Source organism: Arthrobacter sp. P1_A5 (assembly GCF_056406825.1).
On sequence record NZ_JBFTZL010000061.1, the window covers coordinates 1 to 19,618 of the forward strand.

Below are 19,618 nucleotides of genomic sequence, written 5' to 3' on the forward strand. Positions count from 1 at the left end.
CCGGAAACGGAGGCCCCGGAAACGGAGGCCTGCAACCTGCGGCTGCGCGGAATGCGCGGCTGCCACGGCCTGGGGTGAGACGTCGACGCCGAGGACCGAGGCGAAGATGTCGGTAAGCCGCCGTGTGATGGTGCCGTTCCCGCAGCCGAGATCGATCACCGGAAGGCTGGTGTCCATCGCGCCGGCCATCACTCGCAGGTGGTGCCGGATCTCTTCGTTCCCGGCGCCCGGGGCGGCGTCCCAGATGACCGGTTCCCGGAGGGATCCCTGGGACACGCCGCGCCAGAAGGCATCCCAGCGCCGGTCCGGGCGGCTGGGACGGTGCAGGGAGAGCACGGCAACCCTGGCCGCGAGCCGGACACTATCTGCCACCCAGTGCACGCGTTTTCCTGTTTTGCGTTTTCCTGTTTTGCGTCTGCCCGCCGGCACGGTTCCTCTCACGCGACCGCGCCGTCTCTGTGCGCGAGCAGGTCCGTCATGTCCGCCACCGGGAGCGGGCGGCTGAAGAAATACCCCTGGCCGAACTCGCAGTTCAGCTGCCGCAGCCTGTTGGCTTGCTCCCTGTCCTCGATGCCTTCGGCGACGGCGCCCAACCCGGCCGAATGGATCAGCTGCAGGATGGCGGCGACGAAGGTTTCCTGCTGCCGGTCCGTGGTCAGCCCGTCGAGCAGGGACTTATCGATCTTCGCCTGCGCGGCGGGGAGCGTGCGCAGGTAGCTGATGGAGGAATAGCCGGTGCCGAAGTCGTCGATCTCGATCCGGACGCCGAGGTCATTGAGCGACTGCATGGTGGCGGCCACTTCGGGGCCGCCGCGCATGATCGCGGTTTCGGTGATTTCGATCGAGATATGGCGGGGCTCGACGCCGTTCTGGCTCAGCAGGCCTTCGACGTAGGGTGCCAGATCGACGTGGTGCAGGTCCGCGGGGGAGAGGTTGATGTGCGTGCTGAAGTCCGCGGGAAGCCCCGGATCGGACTTCCAGCGGCCGGTTTGTGCGATGGCGTTCCGGAGCACCCAGTGGCCGATTTCCACGGTGAGCCCGGCCTCGTCGGCGGCGTCGAGGAAGGTATCCGGCCCCAGCAGGCCCAAGGCGGGATGGCGCCAGCGGATCAGGGCCTCGGCGCCGGCGATCGCTCCGGTGCGCAGGTCCATGATGGGCTGGTACTCCAGCTCGAGCTGGTCCGTCGCCAGTGCCGTCCGCAGCTCCGCCACCTGGTGGACCCGCTGCTTGGCGGCCTCGTGCATGGCCGCGGAAAACACCAGGAGGGTGTCCCTGCCGCGTTTCTTGGCCTCGTGCATGGCGATGTCGGCATCGCGGATGAGTTCCTCGCTTCGCAGGCCCGGTTCGCCGAGCCGGACACCGGTGCCGGCCGTGAGGGCGACCGCCACACCGCCGGCAATGATTCTGTCCTTCAGTGATTCGCCGAGCCGGGCCGCGGTCTGGAGCACGGACTCCGTGTCCTGGTCCGCGACGAGCACCGCGAATTCATCGCCGCTGAGGCGTGCGATCAAGTGGCCCGGTCCGGCCGCGGCGCTAAGCCGCAGGGCCGTCTCGCGCAGTACGGCGTCCCCGGCGGCGTGGCCGAGGCTGTCGTTGATGAGCCGGAAGGAATCAAGGTCCATCAGGATCAGGGCCGGCTGGCGTCCCGTGCCGGCCCCGGCAACGGCTTCGGCCACTTTTTCCTGCAGCAGCGAGCGGCTGGCCAGGCCGGTCAGCTCATCGGTGTTGATGACGCGCCGGAGTTCGGCTTTGGCCGCCTCCAGGAGCGCGGTCCGCTCGGCGACCCGGACTTCCAGGTCCTCGTACATGCTCTGGAGCTCTTCGGCCAGCAGGTTGATGCCGGTGGTGACTGCGTCTATCCCGTCCCGGGCCGGTGAGACCGGCAGCCGGTTCGACAGATCGCCCGAGGACAGAACCACGATGCCGTCCACGAGTTCCTCGAGGCGGCGGTCATCATCACGCCCCGTCATGGCCCTGTGAGGTCAGCCAGCGGACCGCCTCTTCACCGTTGGTGAAAAAGCGTGTCGGAACCGGCGCGGAATTGACGCCGAGGAAGAAGTTGGCGAGGACCCGGTCCACGGCGGAGTAGCCGAGGAGTGCGATTGCCGAGGCGTCGCAGTGCTTGGCGAACACGRCCCGGGCGGCCCGGCTGACGGAGTCCGTGGTGGCCATGTCGATCAGCAGCGGCGTGGGCCGCCCGCCGCACAACTCATTGACGCGATCCATGGCCAGCTGGGCGTTGGGGGCATCAATCACCACGCCGCGGGCCCACTGAAGGCGCAAGATGCCGTTGCTGTCGAAGTCCAGGGACGAGATGTCGCGCCCGCCCTGAGTTTCACGATCCTCGTGTGGCACCAGCAATCCTCAATTTCGCCCCGACATGTCCCCTTCATGATGACACTAACGCACAGTGGCAGGGGTGCGCAGGCCGCCAACCCGCCGGGGCGGTAGAGCTAGGCGGCGGCGCGGGCCCGTTTCCGGGTCACGGAGTTCTTCCGGGCCGTGTGCAGCATGTCCACGGTCAGTACCAGCAGCGCCAGCCAGACGACGCCGAAGCCGGCCCACCGGTCCGGTGTCATTGTTTCCTTGAACACGACGAGCGCCACGATGAACTGCAGGACGGGCGCGAAGTACTGCAGCAGGCCGATCGTGGTCATCGGCAAGCGGCGGGCGGACGCACCGAAGAACAGCAGGGGCACCGCGGTGATGACGCCTGACGCCACCAGCAGCCAGAAATGTCCCGCACCGTTTGCGGCCAGAGTTGCCGACCCGCTGACCGCGAGGAAGATCATGGTGGCCGCAGCTACGGGCGCCAGGACGATCGTCTCCACGGTGAGGCTTGTGATCGCCTCCGCCCGCGGGCCCACGCGCTTCTTGACGAATCCGTACAGGCCAAAGCTCAGCGCGAGTGTCAGTGCTATCCAGGGGAGCTTGCCGTAGGAGACCGTCAGCACGCCGACGGCCACGAAGCCGATGCCGACCGCGGCCCACTGCAGCGGCCGCAGCTTCTCCTTCAGGACGAAGACCCCCAGCAATACGGAGACCAGCGGGTTGATGAAGTAGCCCAGGGAGGCCTCGACGGCCTGGCCGGTGGTCACGCCGTAGGTGTACGTCAACCAGTTCACCGCGATCAGGGCAGCGGCGATGGACAGCGGCCAAACCACAGTGCGGTCCCGGAAAGCAGCAGCCAGCACCCGCCAGGACCGTGTGACGGTGATGAGCAGGACGCAGAACAGGAGGGACCAGACCACCCGGTTGGCGACGATTTCAACCGCGCCGGCCGGATGCAGGACGTAGAAGTACAGGGGCAGCAGCCCCCAGAGCCCGTAGGCGCCGATACCGAAAAGGATTCCCGCCGTCGTGTCCTTGTCCACCGGTGCCGGTCCGCCCGGCCGGGCCGGCACCGGCCCTGCTCCAGCGGCCGGGCTGGCCGGCGCTGTCAAGGGGGCGGGGGACAAGGATCCTTCGGGCTTAGGCACAAAACCAATAACACCACCTGCGCGACGCCTATTCCTGCCAATCGGAGCGCGAGCAGGCCGGTCACATTTAGAATAGGGGCCTGTGCGCTGTATCTACTGGCGCTGTCCCTAAGACTCAGAAGGGCTCCCGGTGTCCAACTCGGCCGAATCCACATCCTCTCGTCCCCTCCGTGTCGCGATTGTTGGCGCGGGCCCGGCCGGTGTCTACGCCGCGGACATCCTGACGAAATCCAATGAGGTCAAGGACGGCGACTTCCAGGTCAGCATCGACCTCTTCGAAGCCTATCCGGCGCCCTACGGCCTCATCCGCTACGGGGTGGCTCCCGACCATCCGCGGATCAAGGGGATTGTCAATGCGCTCCACAAGGTCCTGGACCGCGGAGACATCCGGTTCCTCGGCAACGTCACCTATGGCCGGGACCTGACGCTGCATGACTTCCGCGCGTTCTACGACGCCGTCATCTTCTCCACCGGCGCCATCAAGGACGCGGACCTGGATATTCCCGGGATCGGCCTGGAGGGATCCTTCGGCGGGGCCGACTTCGTCTCCTGGTACGACGGCCACCCGGACGTGCCGCGGGACTGGCCGCTGGAGGCCAAGGAGATTGCGGTGATCGGCAACGGCAACGTGGCCCTCGACGTGGCCCGCATGCTGGTCAAGCACGCCGATGAACTCCTGGTCACCGAAATCCCGGACAACGTCTACCGGGCGCTCAAGGATTCGCCGGTCACCGACGTCCACGTGTTTGGCCGCCGCGGCCCGGCCCAGGTGAAGTTCACGCCGCTGGAGCTGCGCGAACTCAGCCACGCCAAGGACGTGGACATCGTCCTGTATCCCGAGGACTTCGAATTCGACGAGGCCTCGGACGAGGCCGTTCGCAGCAACAACCAGATCCGGACCATGGTCAACACCCTCACGAACTGGCTCGTCGAGGAGCACGCCGAGGCCGAGGAACCGTCCTCGCGCCGGCTGCACCTGCACTTCCTGCACAGCCCCGTCGAAATCTATGGAACAACAGACGACGCCGCGAACCCCGGCAAGGTCGCCGGCATCAAGTTCGAACGCATGCAGCTGGACGGCACCGGGAACGTCAAGGGCACCGGTGAGTTCCTCGACTACCCGGTCCAGGCCGTCTACCGCGCGATCGGCTACCACGGTTCGCCGCTGGATGAGCTGGAATACGATGCCCGCCGCGGCGTCGTCCCGAACGAAGGCGGCCGCGTGCTCGACGCCGAGGGCAACCCCGTGCCCGGAATCTACGCCACGGGCTGGATCAAGCGCGGCCCCGTCGGGCTGATCGGCCACACCAAGGGCGACGCGCTGGAGACCATCGGCTTTCTGCTGGAGGACCGGCTGACGCTGCCGCCGGCGCAGAACCCGGACCCGCAGGCCATCATCGACCTGCTCAAGGAGCGCGGCATCGAGTACACCACGTGGGAAGGGTGGATCAAGCTCGATGCCCACGAGCTTGCCCTCGGCGCCGAGTGGTCCGCGGCGGAGTCCGCCAACGGCATCGAACGGGAGCGCATCAAGGTGGTGCCGCGCGAGGACATGATCGAGATTTCCCGCGGGTAGCAGGGGCGGTTCCCGGCGTCTCTGGCGGGTGGCCTGCAGGCCCATTAGACTGGGCCGGACGTGGCTGCCTCCGGCACGCCATCGAGCCCGTCCAGTGGGAGTTCAATGAAGAACCTGGTCCATCCGGCAGCATTGTTACCGCCAACAGGCGGGGTCACCGCAAAGCTGCGCCAGCAATATGCCAGTGCGGGCCATGAGCAGCTGGACTCCCGTGGACTGGCGTTCTCCGAGGGCCTACAGTTGCCCGGTATCAGCACCCTGATTCAGGAATCGTGGCAGCGTTCCGTCCAGCTGCACGCCAACCCGGACAACCCCGAAGCCCCGCTCGCCATGGACCGCGAAGAACTCGAAGCATACCGGCGGCAGCACCCCTTGGCCGCCATCATGCCCGTGATCCACAAGCTGCTGGTCCTGCCCAGCCACGACAGCGGCATGCTGGTGGCCGTGGGGGACGAGGTGGGCCGGCTGCTCTGGGTCGAAGGCGACGCCGCCATGCGGCGCCGGGCCGAAGGGATGATGTTCGTCCCGGGAGCCGACTGGTCCGAGGCAACCGTTGGCACGAGCGCCCCGGGTACGGCGCTGGCCCTCGGCCGCGGCATCCAGATCTCCGGCGCCGAACACTACAAGCGCTCCGTCCACCCGTGGAGCTGCACGGCCGTGCCGTTCCACGATCCTGATTCCGGCGCCCTGCTGGGAGTCGTGGACATCACCGGCACGGAATCGGCCGTCGCCGCGCATACGTTGTCGCTCGTCGAAGCGACAGTGGCCGCCGCCCAGGCGCATCTGCGGGTGGAACGGCTGCAGCTGGCCGCAGCCGGGCAGTCCCCGGCGTCCCGGCGGCGGAGCCCGGCGCCGAAAACGTCCGGGGACCCGGGCGCCAACAGCCTCTACCGCAACAGCCTCCAGCTGCTCGGCCGGGACCAGGCGCTGCTCAGCATCGACGGCCGCACCGTGGCCCTGTCCGCCCGGCACAGCGAAATCCTGGCCCTGCTCAGCACCCACCCTGAAGGGCTGAACGCGGAGGAGCTCTGCACCCTGCTCTACCCCGGGGATGCCTCCACCATGACGCTGCGGGCCGAGATAGTGCGCCTGCGCAAGGTCCTGCATCAGCTCAACCCGGACGCGGTCCCGGAATCCCGGCCCTACCGGCTGCCAATGGACCTGTTGCCGGACTCCGGCCAGGTCCTCAACTGCCTGCAGCGCGGTGCCCACCGGATAGCGCTGGAAATTTACCGCGGCGCCGTGCTGCCCCGCTCCGAGGCGCCCGGCATCGCCGAGCTGCGGAGCCGGGTCTCTTCCCTGCTGCGCGAGGCCGTGCTGACGGACGGCAGCGCGGAATCGCTCCTGAAGTACGCCGAGCTGCCCGAGGCAAGGGACGACGTCGAGGTCCGGTCCGCCGCACTGAAGCTGCTGCCGCCCCGCTCGCCCAAGCGCGCCGCCGTCGTCGCAGATCTCGAACGGCTGGACCGGGAACTGAGCGCCTGACCGGCCTTTCCCGGGAAAGTGACCCGGATCACTTGCTTGCAACCTGACTGCAACCTTCCGGCTTCTACGCTGTAGGCAACGGTGAGCGCCAGAAACTGGCCGCCACAAATTTTGCACAGCAAAGGAGCTAGCAATGACTGTCTACGCCCAGCCCGGTACCGAGGGCTCGAAGGTCACCTTCAAGGACCGCTACGAGAACTGGATCGGCGGCGAATGGGTTGCCCCGGTCAAGGGCCAGTACTTCGAGAACATCACCCCCGTCACCGGCAAGGTCTTCTGCGAGGTGGCCCGCGGCACCGCCGAGGACATCGAGCTGGCGCTGGACGCGGCCCACAAGATCGCCCCGTCCTGGGGCAAGACCTCCGTGGCCGAGCGTGCCTCGATCCTGAACAAGATCGCCGACCGGATCGATGAGAACCTGGAGATGCTCGCCGTCGCCGAATCCTGGGACAACGGCAAGCCGATCCGCGAAACCCTCAACGCGGACATCCCGCTCGCTGCGGACCACTTCCGCTACTTCGCCTCCGCCGTGCGCGCGCAGGAGGGACGACTGTCCCAGCTCGACGACGACACCACGGCCTACCACTACCATGAGCCGCTCGGCGTCGTCGGCCAGATCATCCCGTGGAACTTCCCGMTCCTGATGSCCGTCTGGAAGCTCGCCCCGGCCCTCGCCGCCGGCAACGCCGTCGTCCTGAAGCCGGCCGAGCAGACACCGTCCTCGATCCTGGTGCTGATGGAACTGATCGGCGACCTGCTACCGGCCGGTGTCCTCAATGTGGTCAACGGCTTCGGCGTCGAGGCCGGCAAGCCGCTGGCCTCCAGCCCCCGTATCCGCAAGATCGCCTTCACCGGCGAAACCTCCACCGGACGGCTGATCAGCCAGTACGCCAGCCAGAACCTGATCCCGGTCACGCTGGAGCTCGGCGGCAAGAGCCCGAACATCTTCTTCAACGACGTCGCGGACACCAATGACGCGTTCTACGACAAAGCCCAGGAGGGCTTCACGCTCTTTGCCTTCAACCAGGGTGAAGTCTGCACCTGCCCATCCCGTGCCCTGGTCCAGGAAGACATCTACGATTCCTTCATGGCCGACGCCGTGGCCCGGGTGGAGAAAATCATCCAGGGCAACCCGCTGGACACCGAAACCCAGCTCGGCGCCCAGGCCTCCAACGACCAGCTGGAAAAGATCCTGTCCTACATCGACATCGGAAAGCAGGAGGGCGCCAAGGTGCTCACCGGCGGCGGCCGGGCCGAAATGCCCGGAGATCTGGCCGGCGGCTACTACGTCCAGCCGACCATCTTCGAAGGCCACAACAAGATGCGGATCTTCCAGGAGGAAATCTTCGGCCCGGTGGTGTCCGTAACCCGCTTCAGCGACTACAACGACGCCATGGGCATCGCCAACGACACCCTCTACGGCCTCGGCGCCGGCGTCTGGTCCCGCAACGGCAACGTCGCCTACCGCGCCGGCCGCGAGATCCAGGCCGGCCGTGTGTGGGTCAACAACTACCACGCCTACCCCGCCGGTGCCGCGTTCGGCGGGTACAAGTCCTCCGGCATCGGCCGCGAGAACCACTCCATGATGCTGGACCACTACCAGCAGACCAAGAACCTCCTGGTCAGCTACAACGAAAACAAGCTCGGCTTCTTCTAAGAGGAATTCTCCCGGGAGGAATTCTCCCGGGTGGCGCTCATGCCGGAGTCCGTGGACCTGCTCCGCAAGCTCTGGACGCAGCACGGGCCTTTGATGTTCCACCAGTCGGGCGGCTGCTGCGACGGATCCTCACCCATGTGCTATCCGGCGGGGGAGTTCCTGACCGGCGACTCCGACGTCCTGTTGGGCCTGTTCGACATCTCCGACGGATTGCAGCCCCAGCCGCTGGAATTCTGGATGTCGCGTGAACAGTTCAACTACTGGAGCCACACGCACCTGACCGTCGACGTCGTCCCCGGCCGGGGGAGCGGCTTCTCGGTGGAAGCGCCGGAAGGCAAACGGTTCCTCATCCGCTCGACGCTGATGGAAAACTGGCCCGTCTGACCCGCCCCCCGGCCCGGCCGGAGCCGCCCGCGGAGCAGCTTCCGCGGCGGCTCCGGCCGGGCCTTTGTCTCACTATGCGGGACAAATCGGGCCGTCCAGTGGATGGACTCTAAGATGGATAGGTCTGTTTCCACCCCAGTTATCGAGATTGCGGACTTTCCTAATGAACCTTTTCCGGACCAAATCCATCGAGCAGTCCATGTCCGACGCCGATGAACCCGGACGCAAGCTGAAGCGCACGCTAAGCACGTGGGACCTCATGATCATGGGGGTCGCGGTTGCCGTGGGCGCCGGGATCTTCTCGGTCGGCGCCAAGGCCGCCGCGAACTTTGCCGGCCCCGCCGTCACCATCTCCTTCGCGATCGCCGCCGTCACCTGCGCGCTCGCCATCATGTGCTACGCCGAGTTCGCCACGGCCATCCCGGTGGCAGGCTCGGCCTACGTCTTCACCTACGCGACCATGGGTGAGATCCTGGCGTGGATCATCGGCTGGAACCTGATCCTCGAACTCTTCACGGCCGGCGCCGTGATCGCGAAGTACTGGGGCATCTACCTCAGCAAAGTCTTTGCGCTCATGGGCGTAGACATTCCGCCGTCGATCTCCCTGGGCGGCGTCGACCTCTACTGGGGCGCCTTCCTGATCGTTGCCATCTTCACCGTGCTGCTGGTCCTCGGGACCAAGCTCTCCGCCCGCGTCGGCAACATCTTCACGCTCATCAAGATCGCGGTGGTCCTCTTCGTGATCGTCGTCGGCTTCACGTACGTGAAGTTCGAGAACTACGCCCCGTTCGTCCCGGCCTCCGAGCCGACCGGAGGCACCGGAACCGCGGATGTCCTCAAGCAGTCGTTCTTCGGCTTCCTGACTGGCGCCGCCCCGGCCCAGTACGGAACCCTCGGGATCTTCGCCGGCGCCGCCCTGGTCTTCTTCGCCTTCATCGGCTTCGACGTCGTCGCCACCTCGGCCGAAGAGGTCAAGAACCCGCAGAAGACGCTGCCCCGCGGCATCTTCGGCGGCCTGGCAATCGTTACCGTGCTGTACATCCTGGTGTCGCTGGCGTTGACCGGCATGGTGTCCTACACCCAGCTGGCCGAGGCCAAGAACCCGACGCTCACCACCGCCTTCGAAGCGGTCGGCAATACCGACGCCGCCAAGGTCATTGCCTTTGGCTCCCTCGTGGGCCTGACCACCGTGATCATGGTGCTGCTCATGGGCCTCTCGCGCGTGGTGCTCGCGATGAGCCGCGACGGCCTGCTTCCGCGCTCCCTGTCCAAGACCAGCTCGGTGCGGGGGACGCCGGCCCGCCTGCAGATCATCTGCGGCGCCGGAGTGGCGCTCGTCGCCGGCCTGACCAACGTGGACCTGCTCGAGGAAATGATCAACATCGGGACCCTGTCCGCCTTCGTGATGGTGAGCCTTGGCATCCTGGTGCTGCGCAAGAAGCGCCCGGACCTGAAGCCGGCCTTCCGTGTCCCGTTCGGCAAGGTGCTCCCGGTCGTCTCTGCGGTCCTGTGCCTGTACCTCATGACGAACCTGGCCGTGGAAACCTGGATCTTCTTCGCCATCTGGCTCGTGATCGGTATTGCGATCTACTTCGCCTACGGCCAGCGCCACTCCCGGCTGAATGAAAAGTTCGCGGAGGCCCGCGCCTCGGTGAACGGCACGGCCAGCGCGGCCGGAGCGCCCGCGGAGGACAACGAGGACGCGCTCACCCGCTCCTGAGACGGGAGCGATCGGCCCCGCCGCATCGAGGTCGCCGGAGCCGTGCGAATTCGCTGGAAATTTCCGGCGTAACCGCACGGCTCCGGCGACTTCGGCGTTGGTGCGCCGCTCCGTAATGGCGGCGCTCCCTAAGATGGACACATGGCCCGCCCAGCAAGACCGGAACGCAAATCAGAGTTGCTGTCGGCAATTCTCGACTACCTCATGGACAAGACCCTGGCGGAGCTGACGTTTCGCGGCCTGRCCGACGGGCTGGGTGTCAGCAGCTACGTCCTGGTCTACCACTTCGGGCACCGCGAACAGCTGATCAACGAGATCATCCGCGGCATCGAATCCCGGCTGGACAGCATCCGCGCCACCGACGTCAGGGACATCGACCGGGACGCGTGGCGGGCCTTCCTGCTTGAGTCCTGGCAGTGGACCATGGCGCAGCGCAACCGGCACCTGGCCCGGCTTGAATTTGAGGCCACGGCGCAGGACATTGTGGCGGCGGTGCCGCGCGGCACAGCGCAGGAGCACTTCCGGATGCTGCACGAGAAGGCCCGGGACTGGCTGGTCATCCAGGGCATCCAGCCGGAATTCGCCGACACCGACGCCCGGCTGTTCACGGCCGCGTTCTACGGGCTRCAGTTCGATTTCGTCGTCAACAACCAGCCAGAGGAAGCCACCAAGGCCTTTGAGCTGATGATGCTGGTCTTCTTCAACAACCTCGACAGGCGCCTCGCCACCGACGGCCAGCACATCTGAGCAGAACGTCAGGGAGCAGCGTAGCGGCCCTCCCACTCCACGAGGGGGCGCAGTTGCTCCCAGCGCTGTGCCACTTCCTCCACCGCCCCGGGACCGGCAAGCCAGCCGGGCTGGCCCACGTTGACGCCGGCCGTGAGGGATTTGTGCTTGAGCAGCTCCGCCCGGGGATGGTCCTTGTCGAAGCCCCGCGGCACCGTTTTTAGCCGTTCGCCCTCCAGCGCGAACCCTGCCGCCTCGACCTTCCGCACGATCGCCTGGAGGGCGTCGCCGCTGGCGGGATCGTCCACGGCACCGCGAAAGCGTGCCAGCTGGGCCGGAGTGTGGGTGTGGCAGCCGCCGCCGATCAGGAGGCCGTCGGCGCTGAGCTGGATATAGAAGCCCACGCCTTCGTCCACCGCCGCGAAGGCCCCCTGCGCGGTCTTATAGGGTGACTTGTCCGGCGAGAACCGGACATCCCGGTTGGGGCGAAAGAGCTTGGCCCGTCCGAAGCGTGGCTCCAGCTCGGCCAGCAGCTGGGTCAGAGGCCCCTTCACCACGGCCTCGTAGACCGGCTTGTGCTCGAGCCACCAGTCCCGGTTGTTGTTCTGTTCAAGATCGGCGTAGAACCGGAAGGCGTCACGTGGAATGCCTGCGAATGGAGTGCCAGCGAAAGCGGTCATGCCCAAATCCTACGGAGCCGCGGCACGCGGTGGCGAGGGCCACGCGCACCCATGTGGATAACCGCAAAACGCCCCGCCACGGGAGTCCGTGGCGGGGCGTTCTGTTGGCTCCAGCTGTCACCGAATGCCGGTCACCGGCCGCCCAGGCGGCCGTCAAGGCCGGCAATCAGGCAACCTTCGACGCAACTATCAGACCTTGTTGGCGGCCTCGGCGTCGGACTCAACCTGGCCGGCACCGAGGTTGGCGCGCAGCTTGGCGCCGAATTCAGCGTCGACGTTGGTCCAGTACGCGATGGCGCGTTCCTTGATGCTGGCGTTCTTGACGCCGCTGACGGCGCCGGTGACGGTCTCCAGCAGGCGGGCCTTCTCGCCGTCGTTGTACACCTCGCGGTACAGCGTGCCGGCCTGGCCGAAGTCGCCGTCCTCGGCATGCAGGGAGTGCGCGGAGAGCGTGAGCTCGCCGTCGTTCTCCCAGCCGCCGCCCGCAACGCCGGGCTCAACGGCAGCCGGGCCGCCCACAGAGTTCGGTGCGTACACCGGAACGGACGGGGCGTTGAAGTGGTAACGCCCGGCGCCGTCCTGGCTGTAGTTGTTGACCTGGCTCTTGGGCAGGTTCACCGGGAGCTGCGCGTGGTTGGTGCCGACGCGGTAGCGGTGCGCGTCCGCGTAGGAGAAGATGCGGGCCTGCAGCATCTTGTCCGGGGAGGCGGCGATGCCCGGCACGAAGTTCGACGGCGCGAAGGTGGCCTGCTCGATCTGCGCGAAGTAGTTCTCCGGGTTCTTGTTCAGCTCCATGGTGCCGACCTTGACCAGCGGGTAGTCCGCGTGCGGCCACACCTTGGTGAGGTCGAAGGGGTTGAAGCGGTACGTCTTGGCGTCCTCGTACGGCATGACCTGGACGTGGAGGTCCCAGGAGGGGAAGTTGCCGGCGGCAATGTTTTCCTGGAGGTCGCGGATGTAGAAGTCGCCGTCGGCGCCGGCAAGGGCCTCGGCCTCGTCCCCGGTCATGGACTTGACGCCCTGGTTGGACTTGAAGTGGTACTTGACCCAGAACCGCTCGCCCTCGGCGTTGATCCACTGGTAGGTGTGCGAGCCGTAGCCCTGCATTTCACGCCAGGAGGCCGGCAGGCCGCGGTCACCCATGAGCCAGGTGACCTGGTGGGCGGACTCGGGGGAGAGGGTCCAGAAGTCCCACTGCATGTCGGCGTCGCGCAGGTGGGTGCCGGGGAGGCGCTTCTGGGAGTGGATGAAGTCCGGGAACTTGATCCCGTCGCGGATGAAGAACACCGGAGTGTTATTGCCGACGAGGTCGTAGTTGCCCTCGGTGGTGTAGAACTTCACGGCGAAACCGCGGGGGTCGCGCCAGGTGTCGGGGGAGCCTGCCTCGCCGGCAACGGAGGAGAAGCGGATGAGCATGTCCGTCTCAACGCCGGGCTGGAACAGTGCGGCCTTGGTGTACTTCGAGACGTCCTCTGTGGTCTTGAAGGTACCGAAGGCGCCGCCGCCCTTGGCGTGCACGACGCGCTCCGGGACACGCTCGCGGTTGAACTGCGCGAGCTTCTCGATCAGGTAGTGATCGGTCAGGATGATCGCACCGTCGGCGCCGACGGACTTGGAGTGGGCGTCGGAAGTGACGGGAGCCCCGGACTGTGTCGTGGACACGGCGGGCGCAGAGATGATCTCAGTCATAGTTCTCCTTGGGTTGGGTTTCTTAGTTTCGTTCGGAGGGAAGCTGTTGGGTGCGCTGGCAGTCCTGGCAGATGCCCTGGTACAGCACGTCCGCGATCTGGATGGTCATCGGCTTGGCGTCCGCGTTCCAGTGCGGGGTCAGGCAGGGCGCGTGGCCCACGGCGCATTCGACGTCCTCCACCCGGCCGCAGCTGATGCACACGGCATGGTGGTGGTTGTCCCCGACCCGCGTCTCGTACAGCGCGGGGGAGTGCGGGGGCTCAAAACGGCGCAGCATGTGCAGATCCGTGAGGTCCCCGAGGACCACGTAGACAGACTGGGCGGTCAGGTCCGGCAATTCCTGCCGGGCGGCGGCAAGGATTGCCTCTGCCGGCGAATGCGGGTGATGTTCGACGGCGGCCAGCAYGGCCAGGCGCTGCTTGGTCACCCGGCGGCCGTGGGCACGCAGGGCGGCTGCCCATGCGTCGTGGGTACCCGAGGAATCCGTCATACCCCCATTCAAGCACTTATTATGACTGCCTCACAATAAGGCGTGGCTAATATTGTCCGGCCGTGTCACAGGGCAGTCCCGGTTCGCCACTAGAGTTGCCCGGTGGAGAAAATGCTGGCGGACATCACGCCGTTGCGTGAAAGTCCGGCCTTCCGCCGTCTGTGGCTTGGGTCCGCCGTCTCCGCCCTGGGCAGCCAACTGACCTTGGTGGCCGTCAGCTTGGAGGTCTACCGGCTGACCCAGGACAGCCTCTACGTGGGCCTGCTGAGCCTCTTCGCCCTCGTGCCGCTGGTCTTTGGCGGCCTCCTGGGCGGCTCGATCGCCGACGCCCATGACCGCCGCACCGTGGCCCTGCTGGCCTCGTCCGTCCTCTGGCTGACCACCGCCGCGCTGGCCCTCCAGGCGTGGCTGGAAGTGGGCAACGTGTGGCTGCTCTATGCGCTCGTGGCGGTGCAGAGCGGTGCCCAGGCCATCAACCAGCCGGCACGCAGCGCCATCATCCCGGTGCTGGTGCGCAAGGAGTTACTGCCGGCCGCAAATGCCCTGAGCATGATGATTTTCGGGCTGACCATGACCGCCGGCCCGCTGCTGGCCGGCGTGCTCGTGGCATGGGTGGGGTTCGGCTGGACGTACACGATCGACGTCATCAGCTTTGCGTTTGCGTTCTGGGCCCTCCTGAAACTGCCTTCCATGCCGCCGGGCGAGCACGCCAGGCCGGCCGGGCTGCGTTCCGTGGTGGAGGGGTTCCGTTTCCTTGGCACCCGGCCCAACCTCCGCATGACGTTCGTGATCGATCTCGTGGCCATGATCTTTGCCCAGCCCCGGGCGCTCCTGCCGGCCGTCGGGGCGTTGATGATCGGTGGCGGTAAGGCCACGGTGGGGATCCTGTTGGCCTCGATGGCCGTGGGGGCGTTCCTGGCCGGCCTGTTCTCGGGGCCGCTGGGCGGCGTCCGCCGGCAGGGGGCCGCGGTGGTGTGGTCCGTGATGGGCTGGGGCGGCTCGGTGGCGGCCTTCGGCCTGGTGGTGGTCCTGGCCGGGCATTCCGGCGACGATGGCGTGGGCGTGTGGCTGCTGCCCGCCGCCCTGTGCTGCGCGCTGGCCGGCATCGCGGATTCCGTGAGCGCAGTCTTCCGGACCACCATCCTGCAGGCCTCCACCCCCGACCATCTGCGCGGGCGTCTGCAGGGCGTCTTTGTGGTGGTGGTCGCCGGCGGGCCCCGGATCGGGGACATGCTGGCCGGCGGCGCGACTAAACTTTTGAACGAGGGGTGGGTCCTGCTGCTCGGCGGCATGTTGTGCATCGCTGTGGCCTGGATATTGGCCCGCCAGCAGAGTGGATTCCTGCGGTACGACGCGCGGAACCCGGTGCCATAGCGGTTCGTTTTCCTTGGTAGGTCAGTGAATTACAGGGCATCAGCTTGCAGTACACGTATCAGGAGGACCAGTGCACAAGCATCACAACGGACTGAAGACCGCGGCGCTGTTCGGAGTGCTGTGGGCGGTCCTGCTGGGCCTGGGGGCGTTCATCGCCGCGGGGACCCGCAGTGCGGCGCCGATCTGGATCATGGCCCTGATCGGGGTCGGCACCACGGCCTACGGGTACTGGAACAGCGACAAGCTCGCCATCCGTGCCATGCAGGCCTATCCCGTCACGGAGGCCGAGGCGCCCCAGCTGTTCCATATCGTCCRGGAGCTGTCCGGCCGGGCCAACCAGCCGATGCCGCGCATCTATGTCTCGCCCACCATGGCGCCAAATGCCTTCGCCACCGGCCGGAACCCGCAGAACGCGGCAGTGTGCTGCACCGAGGGCATCATGCGGATGCTGGACGCCCGCGAACTGCGCGGCGTCCTGGGGCATGAACTGATGCACGTCTACAACCGGGACATCCTGACGGCGTCGGTGGCCGCCGCCGTCGCCGGCGTCATCACTTCGGTGGCGCAGATGATGTTGCTGTTCGGCGGCGGGGACCGCCGCAATGCGAACCCGTTCGCGGCGATCGCCATGGCCCTGCTTGCCCCGTTCGCCGCATCCCTGATCCAGATGGCCATCTCCCGTACACGGGAGTACGACGCCGACGAGGACGGCTCGTCGCTGACCGGAGATCCGCTGGCGCTCGCCTCCGCCCTGCGCAAGATCGAGCAGGGCGTGCAGCTGGCGCCGTTGCCGCAGGACCAGCGGCTGGTCAACGCCTCGCACATGATGATCGCCAACCCGTTCAAAGGCGGAGGCGTGGCCAAGATGTTCTCCACCCACCCGCCGATGGCCGAGCGGATCGGCCGGCTGGAGCGGATGGCCGGGCGGCCGCTCAGCTGAAGCAGGCTGCGGGTCTGGCGACGCGCGAGTAGTTCCGCGACACGCAAAAGGGCTGGCGACACCGGTATTCCGGTGTCGCCAGCCCTTTTACACGTCGTGCGGAAATTTGCGCCGCGGACGGGCAGCTAGCTGCGGAAGTTCACGAACTGCAGGTCGGCCTCGTCGAAGCCCTTCAGCAGGTTCATGGTCTCCTGGAGATCATCGCGGGACTTCGAGGTCACCCGGAGCTCGTCGCCCTGGATCTGTGACTTGACGGACTTGGGGGCCTCGTCCCGGATCAGCTTGTTGATCTTCTTGGCGAGGTCCTGGGCGATGCCCTCCTTGATGGAGGCCTCGAGCCGGAATTCCTTGCCGGAGGCGTAGGGCTCGCCGGTGTCGAGGGACTTCAGCGAAATGCCGCGGCGGATGAGCTTGGACTGCAGCACATCGAGCACCGCGAGCACCCGCTCCTCGGAGTTGGCCTTCATCAGGATCTTCTCGCCGCTGAAATCGACCTCGGCGCCGACGCCCTTGAAGTCGTAGCGCTGGGCAATTTCCTTCTGCGCCTGGTTCAGCGCGTTGGCGACTTCCTGCTTGTCTACCTTGCTGACGACGTCGAACGTGGATTCGCCTGCCATGACTTTCCTCCTGATGGTTGCCGGGTGCCTGCGTGAGGCCGGGATGTCTGCATTCCAGACTAGTACGGATGCCCCCGATGTGGCGGCCGGCCTTGCGTCCCGGGTTTCACAGTCCGCTCATAGCTCAATCACGCCGGGAACGAAGCCGGGCTGGCCAGAGTTGCAAGAGTTGGAACCGCTGCTGAAAGGCAAGAACATGCACCAAAAGGCCGTCCGCTACGTCAACCGCACCACCGCCGCTGCCAGCACCCTGGCCGCGACGGCGAGCTCCGTAGCCGCCGCCGCGCTGGCGGCGTCCATCATCCTGAGCCCGGCCGCCGACGCATCAGTCCGCATGGACGGGGTCCACACGGACCTGGCCCGTGCCGTCGAGCTGAACCAGGTCACCGCCGAGCAGGCGGCACGATTCGAGGCAAGGCTGGCGGGGCGGATCCTCGGCGAGGCCTGAAATTCCGCGGATTCTGGCCCTATTTTGATCTGCTGAGGCGCCGATTCGATTCTTCGGCGGAAGTTCTGTAAAGTTGTCTTGCCCGCGGGTGCTGGAAGCGGAACGAACTGGAAACAGGCGTTCCGGGACTGGAAACCGCGAGTGATCTTCTTTTGAAGTTCGGCAGATTACCCGAGCGGCCAAAGGGGGCTGACTGTAAATCAGCTGGCAACGCCTACGGGGGTTCGAATCCCTCATCTGCCACCCTTGGAGAAGCCTCCGGAACCACTAGGTTCCGGAGGCTTTTTCTTTGTCCACGGCCCAACGGCCCGTCTCCACAGTGCAAAGGCCTGTCGCAAAGGCCCGGCTCAGTCGGCCTGGGGATTCGGAATGGTTACCGTGGTGCCGGCGGGCGGAATCCATTCGCCTCCGGTCAACAGGTTCAGGTTGGCTATCCGCAAGGCATAGAGCGGGACGCCGTAGCGGCTCGCGATGCCCGAGGGAGTGTCTCCGGCGCCCACCCTGTACAGGAGCCGTCCCTGCCCGTCCTGCCCGGTCACGCTGCCGCCGGCCCCTAGCTGGGGCACGTCCACGCCCCTGAGGTCGATAATCTCTCCTGCGGCAACGGACTCCGCTTCGTTGAAGCTCCTGAGGATCTCCGGAGTCATCCGGAAGTGGGCGGCGATGCCCTCCCAGGTGTCGCCGTCGACGGCCGCGTAGCGCATCGGCAGGAGGAACCCGTTCACTTCGGTCGTCCCCCGCAGGCTTCCGGCCGCCGGGGACGTTGCGGGGGCGGACGCCGCAGGCCGGCCCGCCGGAACTCCGCCCGGGGCCTCTGCGCCGGAAGAACAGGCTGCCAACAGAATGGCGAGAGCCGCCGCGAGAACCGCGGCCAGGAGAACTGCGGCGGCGGGCCGGACCCGATGTGCACCGGAATCGAGATTCACCCTGTGTGTCCTGTCGATCGGGGCCTCCCCCCGAGGCCCGCTGCCGCCAATTATTCCATACGTTTTATGAAACCCGCTGTTCCGCCAGGCTGTCCTGTCAGGCAGCGCCCCCGCATTCGGTATAGTGCCGGACATGGACGACAAAGCAATCTTGCACGCTTACCTGCGCACGCGGCGACAAGACCTCCTAGGGAAGCTCGAAGGCCTCGGCGAGTACGATGTGCGCCGGCCCCTCACGCCCACGGGAACCAGCCTGCTGGGACTGGTCAAGCACGTGGCCAGCGTCGAACTCGGCTACTTTGGCGAGGTCTTTGGCCGTCCCAGCGAGCTGAAGCTGCCGTGGTTTGCCGACGACGCGGAGCCGGACGCGGACATGTGGGCAGCCCCCGGCGAGACGCGCGAGCAGATCACTGAGCTGCACCGGCTCTCGGCGGCCCACAGCGACGCCACCATCGATGAACTCCCGCTCGACGCGCCCGGTGTGGTGCCCTGGTGGCCGGACGAGCGCAAGCACGTGACCCTGCAGCAGATCCTCGTGCACATGTGCGTGGAGACCGCCCACCACCTCGGGCACGCCGACATCCTGCGCGAACTCATCGACGGCAGCGCGGGCCAGCGTCCCGGGGACCCGAACCTTTCGCCGCGCACCGCCGAGGAATGGGCCGTGCACCGGGCCCGCATCGAGGCGGCCGCCGTCGCTGCCGAAGCAGGGGCGGCAGGCCGTTAGTACGGCGGCGGGTACAGGCCGCTAGTGGACAGCCAGTGGCAGCCAACAGCATCCGGCGGCCTCTGCCGGCCGCTTTGCCGGCGTCGCCCGCATGGAGCGGATGATCACGGCGCTGGCCGCGGACAGCTAACCGTCCGCCGGGTCCGGGCCGCCGGGTTGTCCTTCCCGCAACGGGCCTTCCCGCAACTGGCCTTCCAGCAGCTGGTCCGTGGCGGGATCGGGCAGGCCATCGAAATAGCGGTCCAGGACGACGCGGAACACGGTGTCGCCGGGGGCGGCCCGCTGGAACAGCGTCATGGAGGAGTGCAGCTTCCGGGTGTCGATGCCGCCGAAAATTTGCACCGCGGACCGCCCCTGAAGTTCGGCCACTGCGGCGGCGGCCTCCCGCAGCCGCGGGCCAAGGACGCCATGCCGGCAGTATGCCCGGGCCTCGGCCAGGGAGGAGATGGCGTACTTCCGGGCGGTTTCGCTGCGGCCCAGGCCTGCGAGCTGGGGGAAAACGAACCACATCCAGTGACTCCTCTTCATGCCTGACCGCAACTCCGCCAGGGCGTGCCCGTAGGTTCCGCCGGCGTCCTGGGCCGCCACGAACCGTTCAAGATCGTAAGGGTCTTCCATGCCCGCTAGGCTACGGCCCCCCGGTGCCGGAGTGATAGCGCGGCGACAGGCCGCCCGCGGGCGAAGGGGTCATTCGGCCGGG

Annotated in this window: 20 protein-coding genes and 1 tRNA gene; 11 read left to right on the forward strand and 10 right to left on the reverse strand. The window is 66.8% G+C overall.

Features of this window, described 5'->3' with window-relative positions; genetic code table 11:
* The 4 genes from AC1D1S_RS10705 to rarD all read right to left on the reverse strand — a co-directional run.
* On the reverse strand, window positions 1-372 hold a 372-nt coding region (locus tag AC1D1S_RS10705), incomplete at its 3' end, for a class I SAM-dependent methyltransferase (protein ID WP_476994414.1).
* Window positions 373-437: 65 nt separating this feature from the next.
* A complete protein-coding gene (locus AC1D1S_RS10710) occupies window positions 438-1,970 on the reverse strand; it encodes a putative bifunctional diguanylate cyclase/phosphodiesterase (RefSeq protein ID WP_243181986.1) in 1,533 nt (510 codons plus the stop codon).
* Window positions 1,957-2,361 carry a DUF7793 family protein gene (locus tag AC1D1S_RS10715; RefSeq protein WP_476994415.1) on the reverse strand — a complete coding sequence of 135 codons (405 nt, stop codon included), beginning with the start codon at window positions 2,359-2,361 and terminating at the stop codon, window positions 1,957-1,959. The genes AC1D1S_RS10710 and AC1D1S_RS10715 overlap by 14 nt, the downstream gene beginning before the upstream one ends.
* A gap of 92 nt (window positions 2,362-2,453) precedes the next feature.
* Window positions 2,454-3,488, reverse strand: a complete 1,035-nt coding sequence (gene rarD / locus AC1D1S_RS10720; protein WP_476994430.1) for an EamA family transporter RarD — start codon at window positions 3,486-3,488, stop codon at window positions 2,454-2,456.
* A 121-nt stretch (window positions 3,489-3,609) separates the two neighbouring features.
* Here rarD and AC1D1S_RS10725 point away from each other — a divergent pair, with 121 nt between their 5' ends.
* The 6 genes from AC1D1S_RS10725 (at window position 3,610) to AC1D1S_RS10750 (ending at window position 11,048) form a co-directional block, all read left to right on the forward strand.
* Entirely contained in the window at window positions 3,610-5,055 is a 1,446-nt protein-coding gene (locus AC1D1S_RS10725) for an FAD-dependent oxidoreductase (protein WP_243181988.1), read from the forward strand.
* 105 nt (window positions 5,056-5,160) lie between these two features.
* Complete coding sequence (locus AC1D1S_RS10730) at window positions 5,161-6,540, forward strand: GAF domain-containing protein (protein WP_476994416.1); 1,380 nt, start codon at window positions 5,161-5,163, stop codon at window positions 6,538-6,540.
* A 133-nt stretch (window positions 6,541-6,673) separates the two neighbouring features.
* The gene (exaC, locus tag AC1D1S_RS10735; protein WP_476994417.1) at window positions 6,674-8,197 is read left to right on the forward strand and encodes an acetaldehyde dehydrogenase ExaC; all 1,524 of its coding nucleotides are present in this window, start codon (window positions 6,674-6,676) and stop codon (window positions 8,195-8,197) included.
* A gap of 39 nt (window positions 8,198-8,236) precedes the next feature.
* Entirely contained in the window at window positions 8,237-8,581 is a 345-nt protein-coding gene (locus AC1D1S_RS10740) for a DUF779 domain-containing protein (protein WP_476953260.1), read from the forward strand.
* 163 nt (window positions 8,582-8,744) lie between these two features.
* Window positions 8,745-10,301, forward strand: coding sequence for an amino acid permease (locus tag AC1D1S_RS10745; RefSeq protein WP_476851254.1), 1,557 nt, complete (start codon window positions 8,745-8,747; stop codon window positions 10,299-10,301).
* Window positions 10,302-10,442: 141 nt separating this feature from the next.
* Complete coding sequence (locus AC1D1S_RS10750; RefSeq protein ID WP_476994418.1) at window positions 10,443-11,048, forward strand: TetR/AcrR family transcriptional regulator; 606 nt, start codon at window positions 10,443-10,445, stop codon at window positions 11,046-11,048.
* Between the two features lie 8 nt (window positions 11,049-11,056).
* On the opposite strand, the gene AC1D1S_RS10755 is transcribed toward AC1D1S_RS10750, so the two are convergent.
* The 3 genes from AC1D1S_RS10755 to AC1D1S_RS10765 form a co-directional block, all read right to left on the reverse strand.
* Window positions 11,057-11,707 (reverse strand): DUF2461 domain-containing protein, encoded by a 651-nt coding sequence (locus tag AC1D1S_RS10755; RefSeq protein WP_476994419.1) that lies wholly within the window; start codon window positions 11,705-11,707, stop codon window positions 11,057-11,059.
* 189 nt (window positions 11,708-11,896) lie between these two features.
* A complete protein-coding gene (locus tag AC1D1S_RS10760; protein WP_028276967.1) occupies window positions 11,897-13,396 on the reverse strand; it encodes a catalase in 1,500 nt (499 codons plus the stop codon).
* Between the two features lie 22 nt (window positions 13,397-13,418).
* Window positions 13,419-13,886, reverse strand: a complete 468-nt coding sequence (locus AC1D1S_RS10765; RefSeq protein WP_476994420.1) for a Fur family transcriptional regulator — start codon at window positions 13,884-13,886, stop codon at window positions 13,419-13,421.
* A 102-nt stretch (window positions 13,887-13,988) separates the two neighbouring features.
* On the opposite strand from AC1D1S_RS10765, the gene AC1D1S_RS10770 reads away from it, so the two are divergent.
* Both AC1D1S_RS10770 and htpX read left to right on the forward strand, forming a co-directional pair.
* On the forward strand, window positions 13,989-15,260 hold the full coding sequence (locus tag AC1D1S_RS10770; RefSeq protein ID WP_476994421.1) for an MFS transporter: 1,272 nt from the start codon (window positions 13,989-13,991) through the stop codon (window positions 15,258-15,260).
* A gap of 70 nt (window positions 15,261-15,330) precedes the next feature.
* Entirely contained in the window at window positions 15,331-16,200 is an 870-nt protein-coding gene (gene htpX / locus AC1D1S_RS10775; RefSeq protein ID WP_476994422.1) for a zinc metalloprotease HtpX, read from the forward strand.
* Between the two features lie 125 nt (window positions 16,201-16,325).
* On the opposite strand, the gene AC1D1S_RS10780 is transcribed toward htpX, so the two are convergent.
* Window positions 16,326-16,817 carry a YajQ family cyclic di-GMP-binding protein gene (locus tag AC1D1S_RS10780; protein WP_018773569.1) on the reverse strand — a complete coding sequence of 164 codons (492 nt, stop codon included), beginning with the start codon at window positions 16,815-16,817 and terminating at the stop codon, window positions 16,326-16,328.
* Between the two features lie 196 nt (window positions 16,818-17,013).
* Here AC1D1S_RS10780 and AC1D1S_RS10785 point away from each other — a divergent pair, with 196 nt between their 5' ends.
* Together AC1D1S_RS10785 and AC1D1S_RS10790 are read left to right on the forward strand one after the other, a co-directional pair.
* Window positions 17,014-17,265, forward strand: coding sequence for a hypothetical protein (locus tag AC1D1S_RS10785; RefSeq protein WP_476994423.1), 252 nt, complete (start codon window positions 17,014-17,016; stop codon window positions 17,263-17,265).
* A gap of 161 nt (window positions 17,266-17,426) precedes the next feature.
* A tRNA-Tyr gene (locus tag AC1D1S_RS10790) sits at window positions 17,427-17,508 on the forward strand.
* Window positions 17,509-17,612: 104 nt separating this feature from the next.
* Here the strand turns inward: AC1D1S_RS10790 and AC1D1S_RS10795 are convergent.
* Window positions 17,613-18,191, reverse strand: a complete 579-nt coding sequence (locus AC1D1S_RS10795) for a LysM peptidoglycan-binding domain-containing protein (protein WP_243181997.1) — start codon at window positions 18,189-18,191, stop codon at window positions 17,613-17,615.
* 133 nt (window positions 18,192-18,324) lie between these two features.
* Here AC1D1S_RS10795 and AC1D1S_RS10800 point away from each other — a divergent pair, with 133 nt between their 5' ends.
* Window positions 18,325-18,918: a DinB family protein gene (locus AC1D1S_RS10800; RefSeq protein WP_476994424.1), complete on the forward strand. Its 594-nt coding sequence runs from the start codon at window positions 18,325-18,327 to the stop codon at window positions 18,916-18,918.
* A gap of 126 nt (window positions 18,919-19,044) precedes the next feature.
* Here the strand turns inward: AC1D1S_RS10800 and AC1D1S_RS10805 are convergent, their stop codons facing one another.
* Entirely contained in the window at window positions 19,045-19,536 is a 492-nt protein-coding gene (locus AC1D1S_RS10805; protein ID WP_476994425.1) for a DUF1810 domain-containing protein, read from the reverse strand.
* Window positions 19,537-19,618: the final 82 nt, after the last annotated feature.